Raw genomic sequence first — 16,686 nt, 5'->3', positions numbered from 1 at the left:
TATGTTCAACTAAGCAAATCAAAAATTATTTTGCTCACTGCTGTTACTGTACCTCTTAGTCACGCAAAGTGCTGTAATCTGAGTTTCTGATAGCAGGTTTTACAATGCGAAGAATTGGGTAAAGTTTTTTGTTGCCGATAAGATTATGTGGTTTGCCATCAGGAGAAATAAAGAAAACCCACCGCTCCAAGGGTGAAATTCTACAAACTAGGGTGCCACTTTTTACAGTAAGGGGCTAGTCCTTACCGAATTCTTTTTCTAAAATAGGTCGTTCCTTCCTTTGCGTCGCGCAACCTGTCGTTAGCAGCAATAGTCCACACACTACCGCATATTTTTTCCAGTTCATTTGATTTGTCTCCCAGATCCTCTTACGTTCCTTAAGTCTGCGATGAACTAACAAAGTTTTTTTTTATTCTTCACTTTTTGCTCTATACAGTCTGGCTTTAAACGCCCAAGCTGTAAGACTCCTATGCTTATTTATTGATGCAAAATTATTGGAAACACAATTCAAACCCTTCTTCAGATAATACCCTGTGGCTAACAAATTTATAATGTGGGTTTTGGGGGGCAGGCTTCAAAATTGAATAAATAGGGAGATATTTTCCCTTTGTTTCCCTCTTGCCTTCAAGGGTATATTCTTTGCCATCAGGAGAAATAAATATAATGAAATGCACATCTTGCCAATAAGAGAGAACACAAGCCAAGGTGCCACTGGGTACGGTAAGTGGCCAATCCTTACCAAATTCTTTTTCGGAAACGGGTCGCTCGTTCCTTTGTGGCACGCAACCTGTTGCTAACAGCAGCAAACCTATCGCCAGACACTTCTTACAACTCATTAGACTTGCTCCCAGTTCCTCTTACTTTTCTTAAGTCTGGCACGAGGTAGCTCGGATGAGTTCGGATACGTTCATGGGTAACATCGTCGGCGGGGACGCTAGTAGCGATATTGAAATTGTTGCTAGATCTGCTCAAAATTAGACTGGTAAAGCTAGGTTGAGACAAAGGGCAGGACAGCGATAGGTTTGCTGCTGAAACTCTGCAAATTGCGCCTTGCCGACGATTGTGTAAGAAATTGATGTTAATGGCTCTATCCTTTCGAGTCGCAGGACATATACGCGACCAGATGCGTCGCCTGCCACAATGATGGCTCCATCGGACGCAACGGTGCAGCAAAATAAGGCTGAAAGTAGCGATCGCCTCCCGCTGCTCTCAAACGGTAGCGCCCTTTAATATTATTGCCCTTTCAAATAAAATATGAGAATGAATCGAGCAGGGGGCGATCGCCATTTTTCTGTCAACCAGAAAGCCTCAGCCATGTTTTAATTTATGATGTTTAGCTCAAAATTTCATCAATTTCTGAAAGCTTCTGTTGTAAAACTTGGCGCAACTCCGTAAGTTGTTCGGCGCTAGTCGAAACCATCACTACTTTCGATAACTTCTTAACCCCCCGCACCAATGTTGTGACTTCTTTCGACTCAGAAGTGACTGATTTTAGGTATTTAGCCTTAATCTGTCCCACCAACTCGCGAGTCTTCGCTACCGTCAAATCAAGCTCAATCACTTGGTTAGTCGCTTCCATCCTCTCCTTCTTAGCCTGACGCTCAGAAGTCTTTAAAGTCTTAGCAGATAAAACTGTCAAAGCTAAAGCGTGTGCTCCTTTCAACCCTAGCTCTCGAATTGCTGCCTTCAAATCCTTTGGCAGGGACAGCATAGGAATTAAGTTAGCCTTTACCGAAGCGGGATTTAAAGCCAAATCCAACAAAGCTAACAGCAACTTTTCCTCCGTTTCGTTTACTCCCAAAGATTTCACTCCTTGCTGCTGTTCCTCTGTCGCAGCCGTCACGAGGGCACTCAGTTGATGAGCCTGGGAAGAACGCTCCAAACGCCGCAACACCGTTGACAGTACAGTAGAAATCTCTTCAGCCTCAAGACTGGTAGTGGTAGCTATTTCCTGAATAATCGCCTCAGCCTTATCCAAGGGGTTGAGGTCTTCGTGATGGATAAATGTCAACAGCGCTTTGCGATGTAAATCTTGAGGCATGGGGGCAGTGACAGCCCGCATGGTTTTCCAGCCCAACTGTTTAGCCGCTTCCCAACGGCGCTGTCCGTCCCACAACAAATATCTTTCAGCTTGAGGAATGACGATCAGTGGAGTAATTTGCCCGTCGTGAGCCAAACTCCGAGCCAAAGTTTGAATGCTTTCCGGTGTAATTGTCTGGCGGGGTTGGTAGTGATTGGGGTCAATTAAATCTACAGCTACTTCTAATTCACCCGACTGCGCTTTCAGTTGCTCTCGCAAAGCTGCCATTTGTTGATCGAGCTCTGGAGATGGTGTAGCTCGCAGCCTCTCTACTTCAGCTTGTAATTGGGCAATCCGTTGGGCCTGGTCAGCCGCTTGATAAGCACCCGCAAAGCGTTCGTTTATTTTAGGCAGTTTACCCATTAAAGTTTTCCTTTCTTCACTAAGGTAACGAGGTCGTCAGCGATCGCTTTAAAGTCTTTGCAAGCGGGATGGGCTGGGCGGTACTTTTGTAAGGGCAGACCGTTGGCGCTTGCATTTTTGAATTCTGAGGAATCTCGAATCTGCGGATATAGTTTTACTCGCAGTTGTTCGGCGACTTCAGGTAACTGCTGGAGGTACTGGCGGTGAATGGCGCGGCTGTTATCGTATAGGCTCGGAACTAAGCCTAAGACTGGAGGGCGCGGTTCTAGCATTAAGTCGTCGGCAATTCCAATTAACCACTGCGTCAAGTCAGCTACGCCGGAGACAGATTTCATCTCTAACTGAAGGGGAATTAGTATGCCGGTGGCGGCCGCCACTGCATTTTCGCAAATGATTCCAATGGTGGCAGGGCAGTCTAAAATGACCACATCGTGGCGCAAGGGATGGCTCTTGAAGCGGTCGGCCAGCACGTACTCGCCGCGTCTCCGAATGACCAAATCGCTTGCCACCTGTGCGGTAGCGGGATGACCTTGACAGATTTCGAGATCGGGATGGTTCCAAGCCGAAACCAAGGGCCAATTTCCATCGAAGTCTTTGTCAAATACTCGGACAACTGTATTTTCCACTTCTGCACTCGGTAGGCCACAGAATACATCTAAAGCTCGTTGAGGATCGAGGTCGATTAAAGCTACTTTGAGTCCCCGCTTGCATATCTCGTAAGCTAGGTGTACTGCTAACGTTGTTTTCCCAACACCGCCAGCATTGGCTAAAATCCCAATAATAATTTTGTGCTTTGCCATAACTTCACTCAGGAAAGTCGTATTTTAAGATACGACAGAAAGTTCGCCTCGTCGTATTTTAAGATACGACAGAAAGTTTGCCTCGTCGTATTTTAAGATACGACTAGCGGTCAATGCCGATCGCCGATTGGTTGGAAGGGGAAGTTAGTCACACGATAGGCCGCTTGTTACAGCACTTGACTCGCAATAAATCATTCCACAAAAACACTGAAAAGTACCTACAGTTTTTTGGGATTCTTTCTGTTAAGTGGCAGGTTGCTGATAAGCTTGGCATGAAAGATGTAAGAGGAGCGGCTAAGAGTGAGGAAATTGTGGCAACGGGGGGCGATCGCTCTGATTTTGGTAGGGATTCTTAGCGGCTGCAACTTGACTGAGCCATCGCCACCGTCTCGGCTTCCCCAAATTGGTCGCGAAAAGCCAAGGGGGCAGCAACCCAAACCAAGCGCCAGAGAACCAATCAGCTCAGCCACCAACAACCGCAACTTGCTCCTGGGCAATCCCAGCAATGCAGTTCCCAGTGTTGCCAGCACCGATAACTACCTGCTGGTGAGGCCACAGTTTGTGCTTTCCTACAACAGCAAAACTAAGACCGCCAATTGGGTTTCGTGGCAACTGAACCGCTCTTGGATTGGAACAGCAGATCGCCAAGACAACTTCCGCCCCGATGATGCCCTCCCAGATGCTTGGTACAAAGTACGACCGAGCGACTACACGGGAAGCGGCTACGACCGAGGACACATAGCACCCAGTGCCGATCGCACCCGCAACGAAGCCGATAACAGCGCTACCTTTTTGATGACCAATATGATGCCGCAAGTGCCAGAACTAAATCGAGGTTTGTGGAGTGATCTGGAAGATTACTGCCGAGATTTGGTGCAGCAGGGCAAGGAACTTTACATCGTAGCGGGGCCCGTGGGAAGGAAAGGCAGCATCGGCAAAAAGGAAAAAATTGCAGTACCGGCTAAGAATTGGAAAATTATCGTGGTTGTCGATAGACAAGGATTGGGGATGCAGGGAGTTGACGCAAACACCAGGACGATCGGCGTGATGATCCCCAATAATGCAAGCGTCAAAGGCCAAGGATGGAAAAGTTTTCGAGTTTCGGTGGCAAGAGTTGAACGAGAGACGGGGCTGAATTTCTTATCTAATGTGTCGCCCCAAATTCAACAAGTCATTGAAAGTAAAGTTGATAGTCAGTAAAAAAGGGATAAAACTTAGTTTTTTGCTTGAGACTTTTAACCAACTGCATTAACATTCGCCATTAGGAATCCGTAACAAAAGATGAATAGAATAAATTTGATTAGCCAGTTAATCCTGAAATTATATTCTCTGTCGAGCCAAGACCAGAGGGGAGGAAAAACAATTAGCAGCATACCAAAAGAAGCTACAATAGCTGTGTGGTATCGTTTACCCTCTGTGTAAGAAAGGAATAATAAAATTCCTATCACAACCAAACAGTAAAGAGAAGCGAGCCAACTAATTACTCTACCGGGCTTGTTCATATTACAACCACTCTTCCTAACTCTAGTTATGATTTTTATGTAACTAAATGATTAACAAACAATCATAGTTCACCTTGTCTGTTGCAATCAAGTCTCAACCAACTTCGTAGACAGCCCTGCCCATCCGCCACCGTCCGTCACCCCAACAATGTAGGCATCAATCTCAACGCTGCCTACTCGGTAAACCTGCAACTGCGATAAGTTCTGCTTGAGGAAGTTAACCAAGTTCTGAAAGCGTTTCGCCGTTTCCCGTTCCTCTTCATCGTGCCAATCTTCTTCTTGGGTGCTGACATCAAAGAAATCCTCAACGCTTACCAATTCTATTGGAGCGTCGGGTGGATGGTTCGTCAGTTGCAGCAGCTTTGCCTGGGTGAGATCTCCCTGTGCCTGCCAATGAATAACCTCGAAAGGAGCGTCGGTTTCGCTTCCGAAGAGCAAACCCTCGGAAACTTGTTGGAGTTGGTGGGCGATCGAGTCGGTCATGGTGGCGGTGGTTTCTCAGCTTTACTGTGATTGTACAGTTGGCGTTGACTGAAACTAAGGACTTTTTGGCAAATTCCGATCTTCAAGGGCGGGTTGAGAACGGTAATGATTCGCCCCGCCGAATTTCGCTAATTCTCGATCGATCGCTATCTGTCACCACATCCACAACCACAACCAAAGCTCCCATTCTTTCAGGAGATTGCAGACAAGCGTTATCAGTAAAGAATCAGGGATTGTTCAGGATAGCCAGACTTTTCTGTTAGCTAGCTGTCCTTACTTCTCAAATAAACTGCTAGGCGACAACAATTGTTTGACCGTTGGTTAGACGGTTGAAATCATATTTTGTGTTGCCAGCTATGAGTTCTTCAAACCCAGAAGTATTCATGATAATGCTATCTTTGGTGAAGTTGACCGCTGTTCCCGATATTCCAACGGTATAACTTCCTGACGTTAATTCCAGTGTGTCTTTACCGTTTCCACCATCGAAATTACCGCTACCAAAACCCTTGAGATAGTCTTTACCATTTCCTAAAAACACGTTGCCGCTACCATCAAAGCCTCCATCAGCAATAAGGGAGTCGTTACCATTACCAGTATTGATGGTACCCCTATTCTTAATACCACCTCCATAGTACAAGCCATTATTTTCATCGAAAAAGCCTCCACGACCAACAATGGAGTCTGCGCCATTACCAGTATTAATGCTACCGTCATTGACAATACCATCGACATCGCTAGTACCAGTAATTATGTCCTCGCCTTCACCAGTAGTGATTTCTTCATAATTGTAAATGCCGCTGCCAAAGTAGTAAGACCGAGAGCCGGTATTAGTACCAGTGATTCTGTCATTGCCATTGCCAGTATCTATAGAGCCACGGTTCCTAATACCCACGCTACCACCCTTGGTATTACCAATTATTATGTCGTTACCATCACCGGTAGTGAAGGTGCTTAGAAAGTTGTCGATACCGTCAGCGTAAGCACTGTCCAATGCCGTACCCGTGATTACGTCGTTGCCCTTTCCAGTATCCAGAGTGCTGTGGGAAGTAAATATACCGACCCCGACCTCGCTACCCCCGTCAAGGCTGGTGGCAGCACCTGTGATTGTGTCGTCATCATCACCAGTATTTATAGTGCCAGACAAGCTTTGGATTCCTCGACTCGCACTAAGGCCAGTGATTCTGTCGTTACCATTTCCAGTTTCAATGGTACCTGTTGTGTTGTAAATGCCCGTACCCGCAAAAAGGTCGTATTTCCTGCCGATGCCAGCAATTATGTCGTTGCCATCATCGGTATGAAGTGTGCCACTGTTGTAGATGCCGTGGAGATGCTCGCTGGTGCCGTTGAGAACCTCGCTGAGAATGTTGATAGGATCGCCCGTGATACTGTCGTCGCCACCAAGAGTATTAGCAACACCTGTATTGAGTATTTGTTGCACCCCAGACGCCGGGACAATATCAGCCCCGTTTGTAAACGTTAGATTTGAAAGTTCGATCGCCATAGCAAGACCTCCGAATTAAGAGAGAAATGAAAAAATTTTAGATGTTATCCCTTATATTTGTATGCGAATTTACAATATTTTATTCGGAAGCGTTTTATTTCTTAACAGAGCCAAAGCTATTTTTATGAGACAGCTAGCTCATTGTGCTTTTAGTTCATAATAAAATTTAATAATTGGCAACAAAGGTTAAAACAGCAATTTTGTCAGCAGGTTCTCAAGTAAGCTATCGATCGCCCTCAATCTCCTTCAACTTCGACCTGCAACTCATACACTTAGTTATTCAACCGTTGTCGAATGCTGGTAGAAAGACGGCGTAAAATCTCAACCGGAATAGCGTAGAAAGACTGCTCACTGTAAAATTGCCCACTCTTGGGCTCCGGTCTTCGCTCTGTCCAAAATGTTAAAAGTCCTATAACCTCTCCTAACCGATTTAAAAGGGGAGCACCGCTGATTCCTCCTTGAAGTTGAATGCTGACCTCTAGCACTCGCTCAGTACAGAATTGATTCTGTCGGATTCGGTTAACCAGTCCAGTATTGCAATAAAAATTTTCTTCAAATCCACCACTTTCAGGAGATGGAAAACCAACCGTCATAATTCGTTCTCCTACCTCAACTAATTCCGAAAAACCTAATCGCAAAGGCACGATAGGTGAATGTTCTGATACTACTAAATCTAGAATTGCTACGTCATCTGCTCCCCAAGTAGGTAAATGAATGGCTGCAACTTGGCAACTACCTTCTTTTGTGACGACGCAAATAGCTTGTGGCGCCACACATTTTCCTGTTACTCGATCTATGAGAACGTGACGGTTTGTTGCCACCTGACTATAACCAATAGCAAAACCACTACCACTTGCGACAAGTCCTCCTAAATTGACTTGAATCCAAACAACTGAAGAGGCATAGATAGAAACTGCGCGATTGAGGTTTTCAAAATCGGGACTGTGAACTTTTAATTCTTCAGCGCGGTCTAGAAGTAGTGCTGTATAAGCTTGATGTTGTCGGGAACGTGCTAAAATTTCTAGCTTCAATTCAAGCTGAGGTAAAGATAAGGGAGCATTGATTCGCTGAAATTGGGCGAGTGCTTCTGAGTAACGATTCAGGCTAATAAAGTATTGGGCCAGTGCTTCGGCATCTCCTTCAGGATTAATAGAGAGGTTCTCAATTGTACTCAGCCATTTGTGATAAGTTGCAGAAATATCTGTGATATTCAGCATAGCATCGCGGGTTCGCAGCAATAGTCGATCACCCTCATCCAACAACTGTTGTACTTGATTGTTAAGTTCTGTAGAACGCCAATTGAATGAACTATAATTCTCTAGCCAAGTTTGTATACTCCGGCTCAAAGTACCCCATTGATCTAGGGCAAGCCTTACTTTCATCTCCGCTTCACTGCGACCGCGATAAACCTCAAAAAAGACCTCATTATCTCTATCTGTTGGCAAATATTGCTCTCTGTACCGCTCATAAGAGCGAAGTCGTTCCTGTAAACGAGTGGACAATCCAAGAAGATCGGTATGCTCTGCCTCACGAAGTATAAGTGTCAATTCTGCCGCAAGTTTTTCTAATCGTCCAAGCATTGTTTGATAAAGCTGCGAATCCCGAAATCTACCCTGAAGAGAAGCCGTTTGAGCAGGTGTCAATAGATGAGAGTCGGCGATTGTAATGCTCTGTTGATTTCCAGTGGCAGCATCGCGGGCAGTTACAGTTAGCAGGCAATTAGCATCAATTTTAAACGTGACATCAATTTGGGGAACACCTGCTTCTGCCAAGGGAATGCCTTGCAGGATAAATTGTCCAATCTTGAAATTTTCTTCAGGAATCGGCGATTCTCCCTGAAAAACTTCAATTCTGACTTGAGTTTGATTATCTTCTATTGTTGTATAGCGTTGCGTTTTATCTGTAGGAATAGTGGTGTGTTTAGTAATGACTGAATCAAACTTGAATTGTCCTGGTTCAGTTTGGCATTTGATGCCAAGACTAAATGGTACAGCATCCAACAATAACCATCCGGGTAAAGCATCCATCAAAATAGCAGCTTGGAGGACGGCTCCCCGCGCCACCGCAGTTAGAGGATCGACATCTGAACCAGGTGGCAGTTTAAATACACTTTGAATGCAGCGATGGACGGCAGGCATAATTGCTCCTCCGCCGATTAATAGAATGCGATCTGGTTTGTGAGTGATTTTTTTGCAGGCTGCTTGAATCCGTTCTAACCAAGATGATGCAAGGCGTTCCAGCTCGGCTCGTGTTAAGGTCAACTCAACATTTCGATCGCCCACAAGTTGCGGTAAGTCGATTGTCCAACTATTGCAAGCAGAAAGTTCTATTTTTAGTTCTTCACAAGCTTGACGCAAACGAGTGGCGGCTTGACTATTGCTGTAAACTTCTTGCCCAGTTTCGGCTGCAATTACGCCTATAAAATGAGCATATAATAGCTCATCTAAATCGGCACTACCAAGGGTATTATCTCCCTCAATAGCCAGCACTTCAAAAACATTTTGATCTACTTCTATAATCGATAAGTCAAACGTACCTGCTCCTAAATCAGCAACTAGAATTGTTTCATTTTCTCTTTGGCGAATTCCTTGAGCCAAACACGCTGCTGTTGGCTCGTGAATGAGCCGGATAATGTTGACATTTGCTAAGATTCCAGCCGTTCGGGTGGCTTGTTTCTGCGCGTCATTAAAGTAAGCTGGGACGGTAATCGCCACATTAGCTAATGGAATGCTCGGAGGATGCTTTCTCAGAAACTCTTTCACCCAATCTGAGGGTGGAGCTTGACCCATCACACACATCGCTCGCACAGAAACTTTTTCGCCAATCTTTTTATACAGATGCTCTCTGGCTAACTCACGGGTATGGTTAATGATGCGTGCAGCTATTTCTTCTGGACGATAATCCTGACCTCCTGCTCTAAATTTTCGCTCGGTTCCCATCTCCCGCTTAGCTTTAGTAATAATGGCACGAGGAGACTTGCCTAGTAATTCTAAGATTGATAAACCAATTAATTCCCGTCCTTGCTGGTCGATCGCAAAGACGGATGGAATTTGCCGCCGCCCCTGCCATTCTACGACCTCTGGCTCACAGCTCCGCTTGTTGTAGACACAGACTACGCTATTGCTTGTACCCAAATCCAGCCCAATTGCATCAATATAGTCTGCCAAAACTTCTCGGCTGGCAGCTTGTACCCAGGCAAATGCCTGGTCTTCAAATCTACGGCGATCCAGTACCTCAATCCCAGGAAGCTCGATTGCCACAATATCTAGCCACTTCTGCTCCACCAGATTGCGCTCTCCTAAATCTCGTATCCGACGCCATAACCGCGCTTTTTCATCGGTTGCTCGTTGAGGATCGCTGGCTTTTGCTGCACAAAGTTCTGCCAGTTGCTCGACTCGCCCTGCTTTTGTGAGTAATTCTTGAAAGCGGTCATCAAAAATCACTTGCTCATCACCAAGCTGTTGCCGGCGCAATTGGGCTGCCCGCCAAAACTCTGTTGCCTGCTCGTACATAGCGATTGCCTGCTCCGTTTCTCCTAAACCCTCGTAGAGCAGCCCTGCCATGAAAAAGTCTCCTCCCTGTTCCAGAAGCTGTGCTTTTTTGAGAGGATTTGGAGCATCGGGCTCCGCAGCTTCCAAAGCTGAAAGAGCCTGACCAAACGCACTCGCTTTCTCGAACAATAAAGAGGCTGCAAAGTAATCTTGGGCTTTTTGGGCTTGCAATCCAGCTTCCAAATAATTTCCTGCTGCTTCTTCCAACAGGCTCCTTTGTTTAAAAATTGATGTTGCAGATAAACCTTCAGAAGCCCTTAATTCAGCTTCAAAAGCGGAACGGGCTGTTCTGACTACTTCCGATAACAAGTGTTGGGTGCGGTTAGCCTCAGCCTGTATGGTTGAATCTTGGGATTTGCTGCGCCAAGCATCTCCTACCGCTTTTAGCAAGCGAACAGCGGACAAAAATTCAAGACGTTCTAAGTGAAACCGGACTGCATTTTCTATTCCCTCTCGAATCGATCTTATCCAGTCAGAACTAACAACAGGAGAGTGTTGGATCGCAAGGTCAAACTGTCCCAGTTGTTGGTAACAATTGCTAGTGCCTTCTGAGTTGTCTGCTTTCTGAAAGTGTAATAGAGCTTCTGCATGATTACCTTCCTCCCAGAAAATTTCAGCCACTTTTTGGTGCGCTAGGGCGTTCGCCTCAGTATCTCCCCACTGCTGCGATAATGCCAGCATTCTGAGCGCAGCATTTTTACCTGTTACAAACTGGAGATAGCAGATTGCACTGCGGTAGTCCAAAGTCGCTTCTGCCAATTCTGATGCCCGTTCGTAATAACGCAGAACAGCATATACCTGGTGAATTTGAGGCAGGTCAGCAGGTTGAAATTGCGTGAAAAAGTCTCTCCAGGAATCAAGAAGCTCAAAAGAATGCTTTTTTAGAAAGATTTTAAGAATGGACGTAAGTTCTGCTGAGGTGAGTAGCCCTTCATTTCGTAGCTCTAGCAGTCTGACCAATAGCGCATTAGTGTCGCCCAAGAAAGCCAGTTTTGTGCAAATCTGTTGCTGTACTTGTCGAATAGATGACTGTTCATTTAACCGTTTGGAAAGTCGCCATGCTGCATTAAGACCCTGAGTTGTCTGAGGTGTTGTGTCTATCAGGATAGAAAGTGCTCGTCCCACTGGAATGGTTGATCTGAAAACTTGGTTATCAAAAAGCGGATCGAACCTGACCACAATCTGAATTACCGAGAGTGCATCGCATTGGCTAGCCAGAGACAAAGCTTTGGCATACGTCGTCCAAGCTTTGACCCGCTCTCGATCGTCCAATTGTTTTTGTAGCGTGGTACAAGTCCGGGCTAACCGTTCCCTCAATCCCCACAGCTTGTTCCAAAACCGCTTTAAGACTTGGAATATTCGGCGTATACTTAGATTCCAGTTAGCCATATACGATATCCGATGCTAGAATTTTAGTCATTATTAAATAAATAACTTTTAAAGTCAACTCATAAAATTCATAACTTTGACTTCAGAATAGTCATTTTTACCGGCAAAATAGAGCTTTGAGGCTGAGATAATTATTGATTAAGCCTCGTTACGATTCCCGATTCTGCTCGTTGAATCCTGATGAACTGCTATTAGTGCAAGAATTTAAAGATACAGCAATGAGGTCGTTCGGCATTCAGGATATGCCCCCTGATGACGCCCTCCAACAAACTGCTGAAAAGTTGCTGATTAAAGTGCAATCAAGGGCTTTGAAACTGAAGTAATTGTCGATCGTGCCTCAGTAGTTTGCTGGGGCTTTCTGAAAGCATTGACCGCTTACACATCAGGTCGGGTTTAGAATGGATTAACTGACTAATTTTTCAAGTGTGACGTGGATTTTAATAAAGGCTAAAGGGGAACGGAGGTATGTTGGCTCTCAAGTATAAACCAACAACCACAACCCATCCCCACAACCAAAACTCCCATTCTTGCAGGAGATTGCATAAAAGCGTTATCAGTAAAAAATCAAGGGTCTTTTAGGACAGAAAAACTTTTCTGCTGGGTCGCTGTCCCATACCTCCCAAATAGACTGCTAAGCGACCACAATTGTTTGACCGTTGGTTAAACTGCTGAAGTCATAGGTTGTGCTACCAGCTATGAGTTTTTCAAACTCGGAAGTTTTTATAGTGCCGTTACTGCTCGTAAAACTCACCACGGTTCCCAATATTTCAACGGTATAGCGACCTGACGTTAATTCCAGCGCATCTTGGTCGTTCCCTGCATACAAAGTAGCATAACCAGAACCCCTTATATAGTCTGTACCTTTTCCTAAAAATATGCTGCCAAAGCTAGAAAAGCCGCTATCAGTAGTAATGGAGTCCGCGCCCTTACCAGTATTAATGGTACCCTGGTTGGCGATAGTCGCGCCAAAGCGAAAATCAGTCCTAATGCCAAGAATTATATCATCGCCGTCGCCAGTATTTATAGTGCCGGTATTGGAGATGGCGATGCTGTAAGTGCTAGTGCCAGTGATTATATCGTTGCCATCCCCGGTATTGATGGTGGAGGAATTAGCAATGGCGTCACCCTGAATTGAAATGCCAGTGATTGTGTCGTTACCCCCGCCGGTGTTGAGAAAAGAGGAATATAAAACCGTGCCGGAATACCCACCAGTGCCAGTGATTGCGTCATCCCCCTCCCCAGTATCGATGATGGAGCCACTGATGGAACCAAAACGTAAGCCCATGTATTCGCCAGTACCCGCGATCGTGTCGTTACCGCTGCCAGTCTTCATGATGATCGGGCTTTGCAAGTTGGGGTTGTTTGAGTTATGCTCGATTCCTACGCTCAAAAAACCCTGAGCAATGCCCGTGATTGTGTCATCACCACCACCCGTATCAATGGTGCCTCCTTCGTTGAAAATGCCATTACTATCACGATCGCTCGACCTGTATTTTCCTTGTTTGTAACGGAGGCCAACGATTAAGTCGTTTCCCTCACCCGTATTGAGCGTACCCGTGTTGTGGATGCCGCTGACCGTGTACTCGTAAGTATCAGGAATTGAGTCGCCGTAGTCTGCCGCAGCAACGATTAAGTCGTTACTATCACCAGTATTTAACGTCCCGCTGTTGTAGAAACCGCTAATCCTTGTGGGAGTGCTGTTGATACTATTACTAAGGGTTAAGTCCTGGCCCGCAAGAGTATTAGTGAAGCTATTATTAAGTATTTCTCCGTCCTCAGACACGCCGACCAAATCACCCTTCTCGGGAAAGGTTATACTTGAAAATTCAATTTGCATAAAAAGACCTGGGAATTAAAATTAAAGCGAAACAATTATATGTCACCATTATAGCGGTATCACCCTTCAAAATATTTTATTCAGTCGGATTTCATTTCTTGGCAGAGCCAAAACTATTTTGAGGAAAAAAGTTGTTTCTAATTTTTATTAATCAACAATGTTTTTCATGGATTTTCTTGAAATACTCTACAAGGCTTACGCAAACAGCCAGAAATTGCCTTTTTTTTCAGGACTGTTTAGTTATTCAACAATCTCTGTGAATTGGAACAATCCCGAACTGTTTTACTGATACCTTCCACTCGCATTTACCTAAATCCGGTTTTTATAGCATTTCCTGTTTGGGCAGCTTTATCGCTTTAGGAGGTTTGGCAGCTTTTCAAAGAAGGAATAAGCAATTGAAAAGGCTGGGTTCGCGTCCTCGGTAACGGCTAAGCGCTCTCAATTATCTAGCAAACTTTCAGAGTTATGCTTCAATCTCCCTCAACTTCCACCTCTAACTGATACACCCGCAAACTCGGATGTTCGCCAATCAGCCGCCAGCAATATCCCTCAACCCTTGGTGAAGGTCGCGCTCCTTGGCGATACAGGAATATCGGTTCGTTTCTCATCAATGCCGTGAATATCTCTCGCTCTCTGTCTTTGCCGTCATCCCAAATCAGATGAGCTTTGCCAAAGTACCCAAAGCCCATCAAACTGGCAAACAAGGATTCCATCTGGGCTTGCTGCTGTTCGTGGGTAAGGATAGATTCACCATAAGTGTCGATTACGGGTATTTTGGATTTGGGCTTGAGTGATGCGAGGATGGCGGTAAAGATGTTGAGGTACTTTTTCACGGGTGGTGGAGGTGCGTCTACTTCTTACTATGCGATCGTGGCGCAACTCAAACATAAAGCTTAATCTTAGAGGATGTTTTCAAACGGTTGTTTGACCTCATAGTTGGCGCAAAGAAGCATCTAAGCATGGACCCAAAGCTTGATTTATCGTCTTAGTTAAGCCCAATCAGAAGGGCTAAATTATACCTTCTCGGGCTTTTAAAACATCCTCTTACAATCTAAACTACATATCGCTGTAAAAATATGAGTAAGTTTAGTAAAGTATTTGAATATTTAAGTTGAACTCTTATCAACTGATGCTTGCAAGCGATCGACCGCACAGTGCAGGCATTTCATTTCACGGGCAATTCGATCTAGTTGTGTGAAAACAGGAGTTTGTTCTAGAACAGCTTGCCGAGTTGATGTTACAGAAATTGGATTTGTAGCCAACTCTGATATCCTAGCGAGATGTAACTGTTCAATATCGTTGTGAATGGCTTCGATATAAATATCTAGCTTCGGTAAAGCTAGAGGTGGGTGTCCCTGTTCCAGCGCGTCGGCTAAATTCTCTAAAATTTGGACAACCGCATCGGTAAATTGCTGGAAATCTGCAAATTGGTAGTCTCCGCTAAATTTCCGCTGGTGTTCTGCTAGGGTTGTGACTGAGCTGAAAAAGCCACGAATGTAAAGTATCAGCATCGCGATCGGTTCAACTTCTCCTCGAACGTGACGGGGCTCGCTGAATAACCTTTGAGCAGCAGCATTCGCATTCGCATTCTCTAATGCTGCTTGATAGTGCAGGTTTTTGATAGTTTCAGTCGAGGAGTTTTGTTCTGGGTTGATGTAGCTAGCTGCAACGTGTTGAAAGTAAGCGAGATTAGATCGAATAGTTGTTGCTAGTTGCGCGGGAAGTTGCGATCGCTCCCAACTGGGGAATAACAAATAGCTGCCGAGTAATGCTAAAATTCCTCCAATTAAGCTATCGACAATGCGTGCTACTCCTATTTCCCAGCCGCCTTTACTCGTCACATTCAGCAGCAGTATGACTGCGGGAGTGAGGAGTGTAATAAAGATGCCGTAGCTCAGCGACCGCACCGACATAGCAGTGACTAAGAGTATCAGAAGACAGACTAATATTATCACTGGGCTGTGGATAAGTATGACCAGGGCAATGCCAAAGATCCCCCCTAATGCGGTTCCAATCACCCGCTGCACAGTTGTCTGAGAAGTACCGCCAAAGTTGGGTTTTAGGGCAACTGCAGCAGTGAGTGTTATCCAATAGCCTGTGGGTACTTGCAAGAGAAAGGCTATTAATTCAGCAGCAGTTACTATTAGCGCCAGCCGCAAAGCGTGACGAAAAATAACAGAATTAAACGTAAGATTGTTACGCAGCGCGTCAATGATTGAAGAACGCTGTGGCTGTATCGGGGAATAAATGTTTAGCTGGGCGATGCTGCGCCTTTCTCCCCGCTGTAAATCTGTGGCAATTTCCGCATCGGTATGAATTTGTTCTGCTAGCGCTTTGAGACTAGCTACAATCTTGCCAATACTTACTAAGTCAGCATAGTCATCTGCGTGACCCAAACTCGCCTGATTCAGGGTTTGAGAGTGTATGACTTGCCACTGGTATTCTAGTGCTTCGATCGCCCGATCTAGATCTCCCAAGCGAACAAGGTTCTTTTCTTTGGCGAGGGATTCAGATAAGAATTCCAGAGCTGTTGCCGATGCTTCCACCGCTTGCTGGATTTCTCTGTGCAGCGTCTGGAATAAGGGACGATAGGAGGCGATCGCTAACAGTTCCACCAGTGCTACAATAGAATTAGTAATTTGGTTGGCATCCTCAATTAAGACGAGTAACTGATTGCCGCGCAAATCAGCACTTTCTCGACCCGTCCACACAGCACTCCAAACACTCCGAGCAGCGGTCAAATTCTGTACTGCGCTGTCTTGAGCTTGTAAGAATTGCTCTGCCCACTGGCGGCGCTCCTCCAGAGTTGAGGGGATGTCGCTCGCCATTCGCACAAATTTGCTCAACGTCGCATAACAACTGCTAGCTGCCTCAGTCGCAGGTGTATAAGGGCGCAACACCCACAAGAAGAGAGATAGCACCATCGCCCATAAAGCTCCAGCTAGGCAGAGCGCACATTGCAGCAGAACAGTAGAAAAATCTGGGAACGAAGCGAATTTTGCTAGCGAGACTATAAACATAATTGATGTCACCAGGCTAACCGCTGCGGCGCTCGTGCCAAACAGACCAGCTAAGCCAGCGACGAACATCACCAAGAACGTTGTTGGAATAGACATCTCCGAAAAATAAAATAAAGAGTAGGAAGAGATGGTAAAATATCTTTTTTTCGGGACTGAACAT

Annotated in this window: 12 protein-coding genes; 3 read left to right on the top strand and 9 right to left on the bottom strand. The window is 45.4% G+C overall.

The genetic code is table 11. The features are described 5' to 3' along the window. Positions 1-491: 491 nt before the first annotated feature. The 3 genes from QUA23_RS29195 to QUA23_RS29185 form a co-directional block, all read right to left on the bottom strand. Positions 492-836, bottom strand: a complete 345-nt coding sequence (locus QUA23_RS29195) for a hypothetical protein (RefSeq protein WP_333079347.1) — start codon at positions 834-836, stop codon at positions 492-494. Between the two features lie 497 nt (positions 837-1,333). After that, the gene (locus QUA23_RS29190; protein WP_333079346.1) at positions 1,334-2,443 is read right to left on the bottom strand and encodes a ParB/RepB/Spo0J family partition protein; all 1,110 of its coding nucleotides are present in this window, start codon (positions 2,441-2,443) and stop codon (positions 1,334-1,336) included. Continuing rightward, on the bottom strand, positions 2,443-3,243 hold the full coding sequence (locus QUA23_RS29185) for a ParA family protein (protein ID WP_333079345.1): 801 nt from the start codon (positions 3,241-3,243) through the stop codon (positions 2,443-2,445). Before QUA23_RS29185 ends, QUA23_RS29190 begins: the two co-directional genes overlap by 1 nt. 113 nt (positions 3,244-3,356) lie before the next feature. Here QUA23_RS29185 and QUA23_RS29180 point away from each other — a divergent pair, with 113 nt between their 5' ends. Together QUA23_RS29180 and QUA23_RS29175 are read left to right on the top strand one after the other, a co-directional pair. Next, the gene (locus QUA23_RS29180; RefSeq protein ID WP_333079344.1) at positions 3,357-3,599 is read left to right on the top strand and encodes a hypothetical protein; all 243 of its coding nucleotides are present in this window, start codon (positions 3,357-3,359) and stop codon (positions 3,597-3,599) included. Next, positions 3,544-4,443: a DNA/RNA non-specific endonuclease gene (locus QUA23_RS29175; protein ID WP_333079343.1), complete on the top strand. Its 900-nt coding sequence runs from the start codon at positions 3,544-3,546 to the stop codon at positions 4,441-4,443. The genes QUA23_RS29180 and QUA23_RS29175 overlap by 56 nt, the downstream gene beginning before the upstream one ends. Positions 4,444-4,832: 389 nt before the next feature. Here QUA23_RS29175 and QUA23_RS29170 read toward each other — a convergent pair whose 3' ends face one another. The 3 genes from QUA23_RS29170 to QUA23_RS29160 form a co-directional block, all read right to left on the bottom strand. After that, a complete protein-coding gene (locus QUA23_RS29170) occupies positions 4,833-5,228 on the bottom strand; it encodes a nuclease A inhibitor family protein (protein ID WP_333079341.1) in 396 nt (131 codons plus the stop codon). A gap of 292 nt (positions 5,229-5,520) precedes the next feature. Beyond that, the gene (locus QUA23_RS29165; RefSeq protein WP_333079339.1) at positions 5,521-6,729 is read right to left on the bottom strand and encodes a hypothetical protein; all 1,209 of its coding nucleotides are present in this window, start codon (positions 6,727-6,729) and stop codon (positions 5,521-5,523) included. A 272-nt stretch (positions 6,730-7,001) separates the two neighbouring features. Continuing rightward, positions 7,002-11,669: an Hsp70 family protein gene (locus QUA23_RS29160; protein WP_333079338.1), complete on the bottom strand. Its 4,668-nt coding sequence runs from the start codon at positions 11,667-11,669 to the stop codon at positions 7,002-7,004. 134 nt (positions 11,670-11,803) lie between these two features. Here QUA23_RS29160 and QUA23_RS29155 point away from each other — a divergent pair, with 134 nt between their 5' ends. Next, positions 11,804-11,992 (top strand): hypothetical protein, encoded by a 189-nt coding sequence (locus tag QUA23_RS29155; protein ID WP_333079336.1) that lies wholly within the window; start codon positions 11,804-11,806, stop codon positions 11,990-11,992. Between the two features lie 308 nt (positions 11,993-12,300). Here the strand turns inward: QUA23_RS29155 and QUA23_RS29150 are convergent, their stop codons facing one another. From QUA23_RS29150 to QUA23_RS29140, 3 genes are all read right to left on the bottom strand, one after another. Next, a complete protein-coding gene (locus QUA23_RS29150; RefSeq protein ID WP_333110649.1) occupies positions 12,301-13,506 on the bottom strand; it encodes a hypothetical protein in 1,206 nt (401 codons plus the stop codon). A 470-nt stretch (positions 13,507-13,976) separates the two neighbouring features. Continuing rightward, positions 13,977-14,339, bottom strand: coding sequence for a hypothetical protein (locus tag QUA23_RS29145; protein ID WP_333079334.1), 363 nt, complete (start codon positions 14,337-14,339; stop codon positions 13,977-13,979). Between the two features lie 273 nt (positions 14,340-14,612). Then, positions 14,613-16,655 carry an FUSC family protein gene (locus tag QUA23_RS29140; protein WP_445243533.1) on the bottom strand — a complete coding sequence of 681 codons (2,043 nt, stop codon included), beginning with the start codon at positions 16,653-16,655 and terminating at the stop codon, positions 14,613-14,615. Positions 16,656-16,686: the final 31 nt, after the last annotated feature.

Source organism: Microcoleus sp. Pol1C5, from assembly GCF_036701115.1.
Classification (GTDB): Bacteria; Cyanobacteriota; Cyanobacteriia; order Cyanobacteriales; family Microcoleaceae; genus Microcoleus.
Note: the sequence above shows the minus strand (reverse complement) of the source record. Positions and strands in the feature narration are given on the sequence as shown.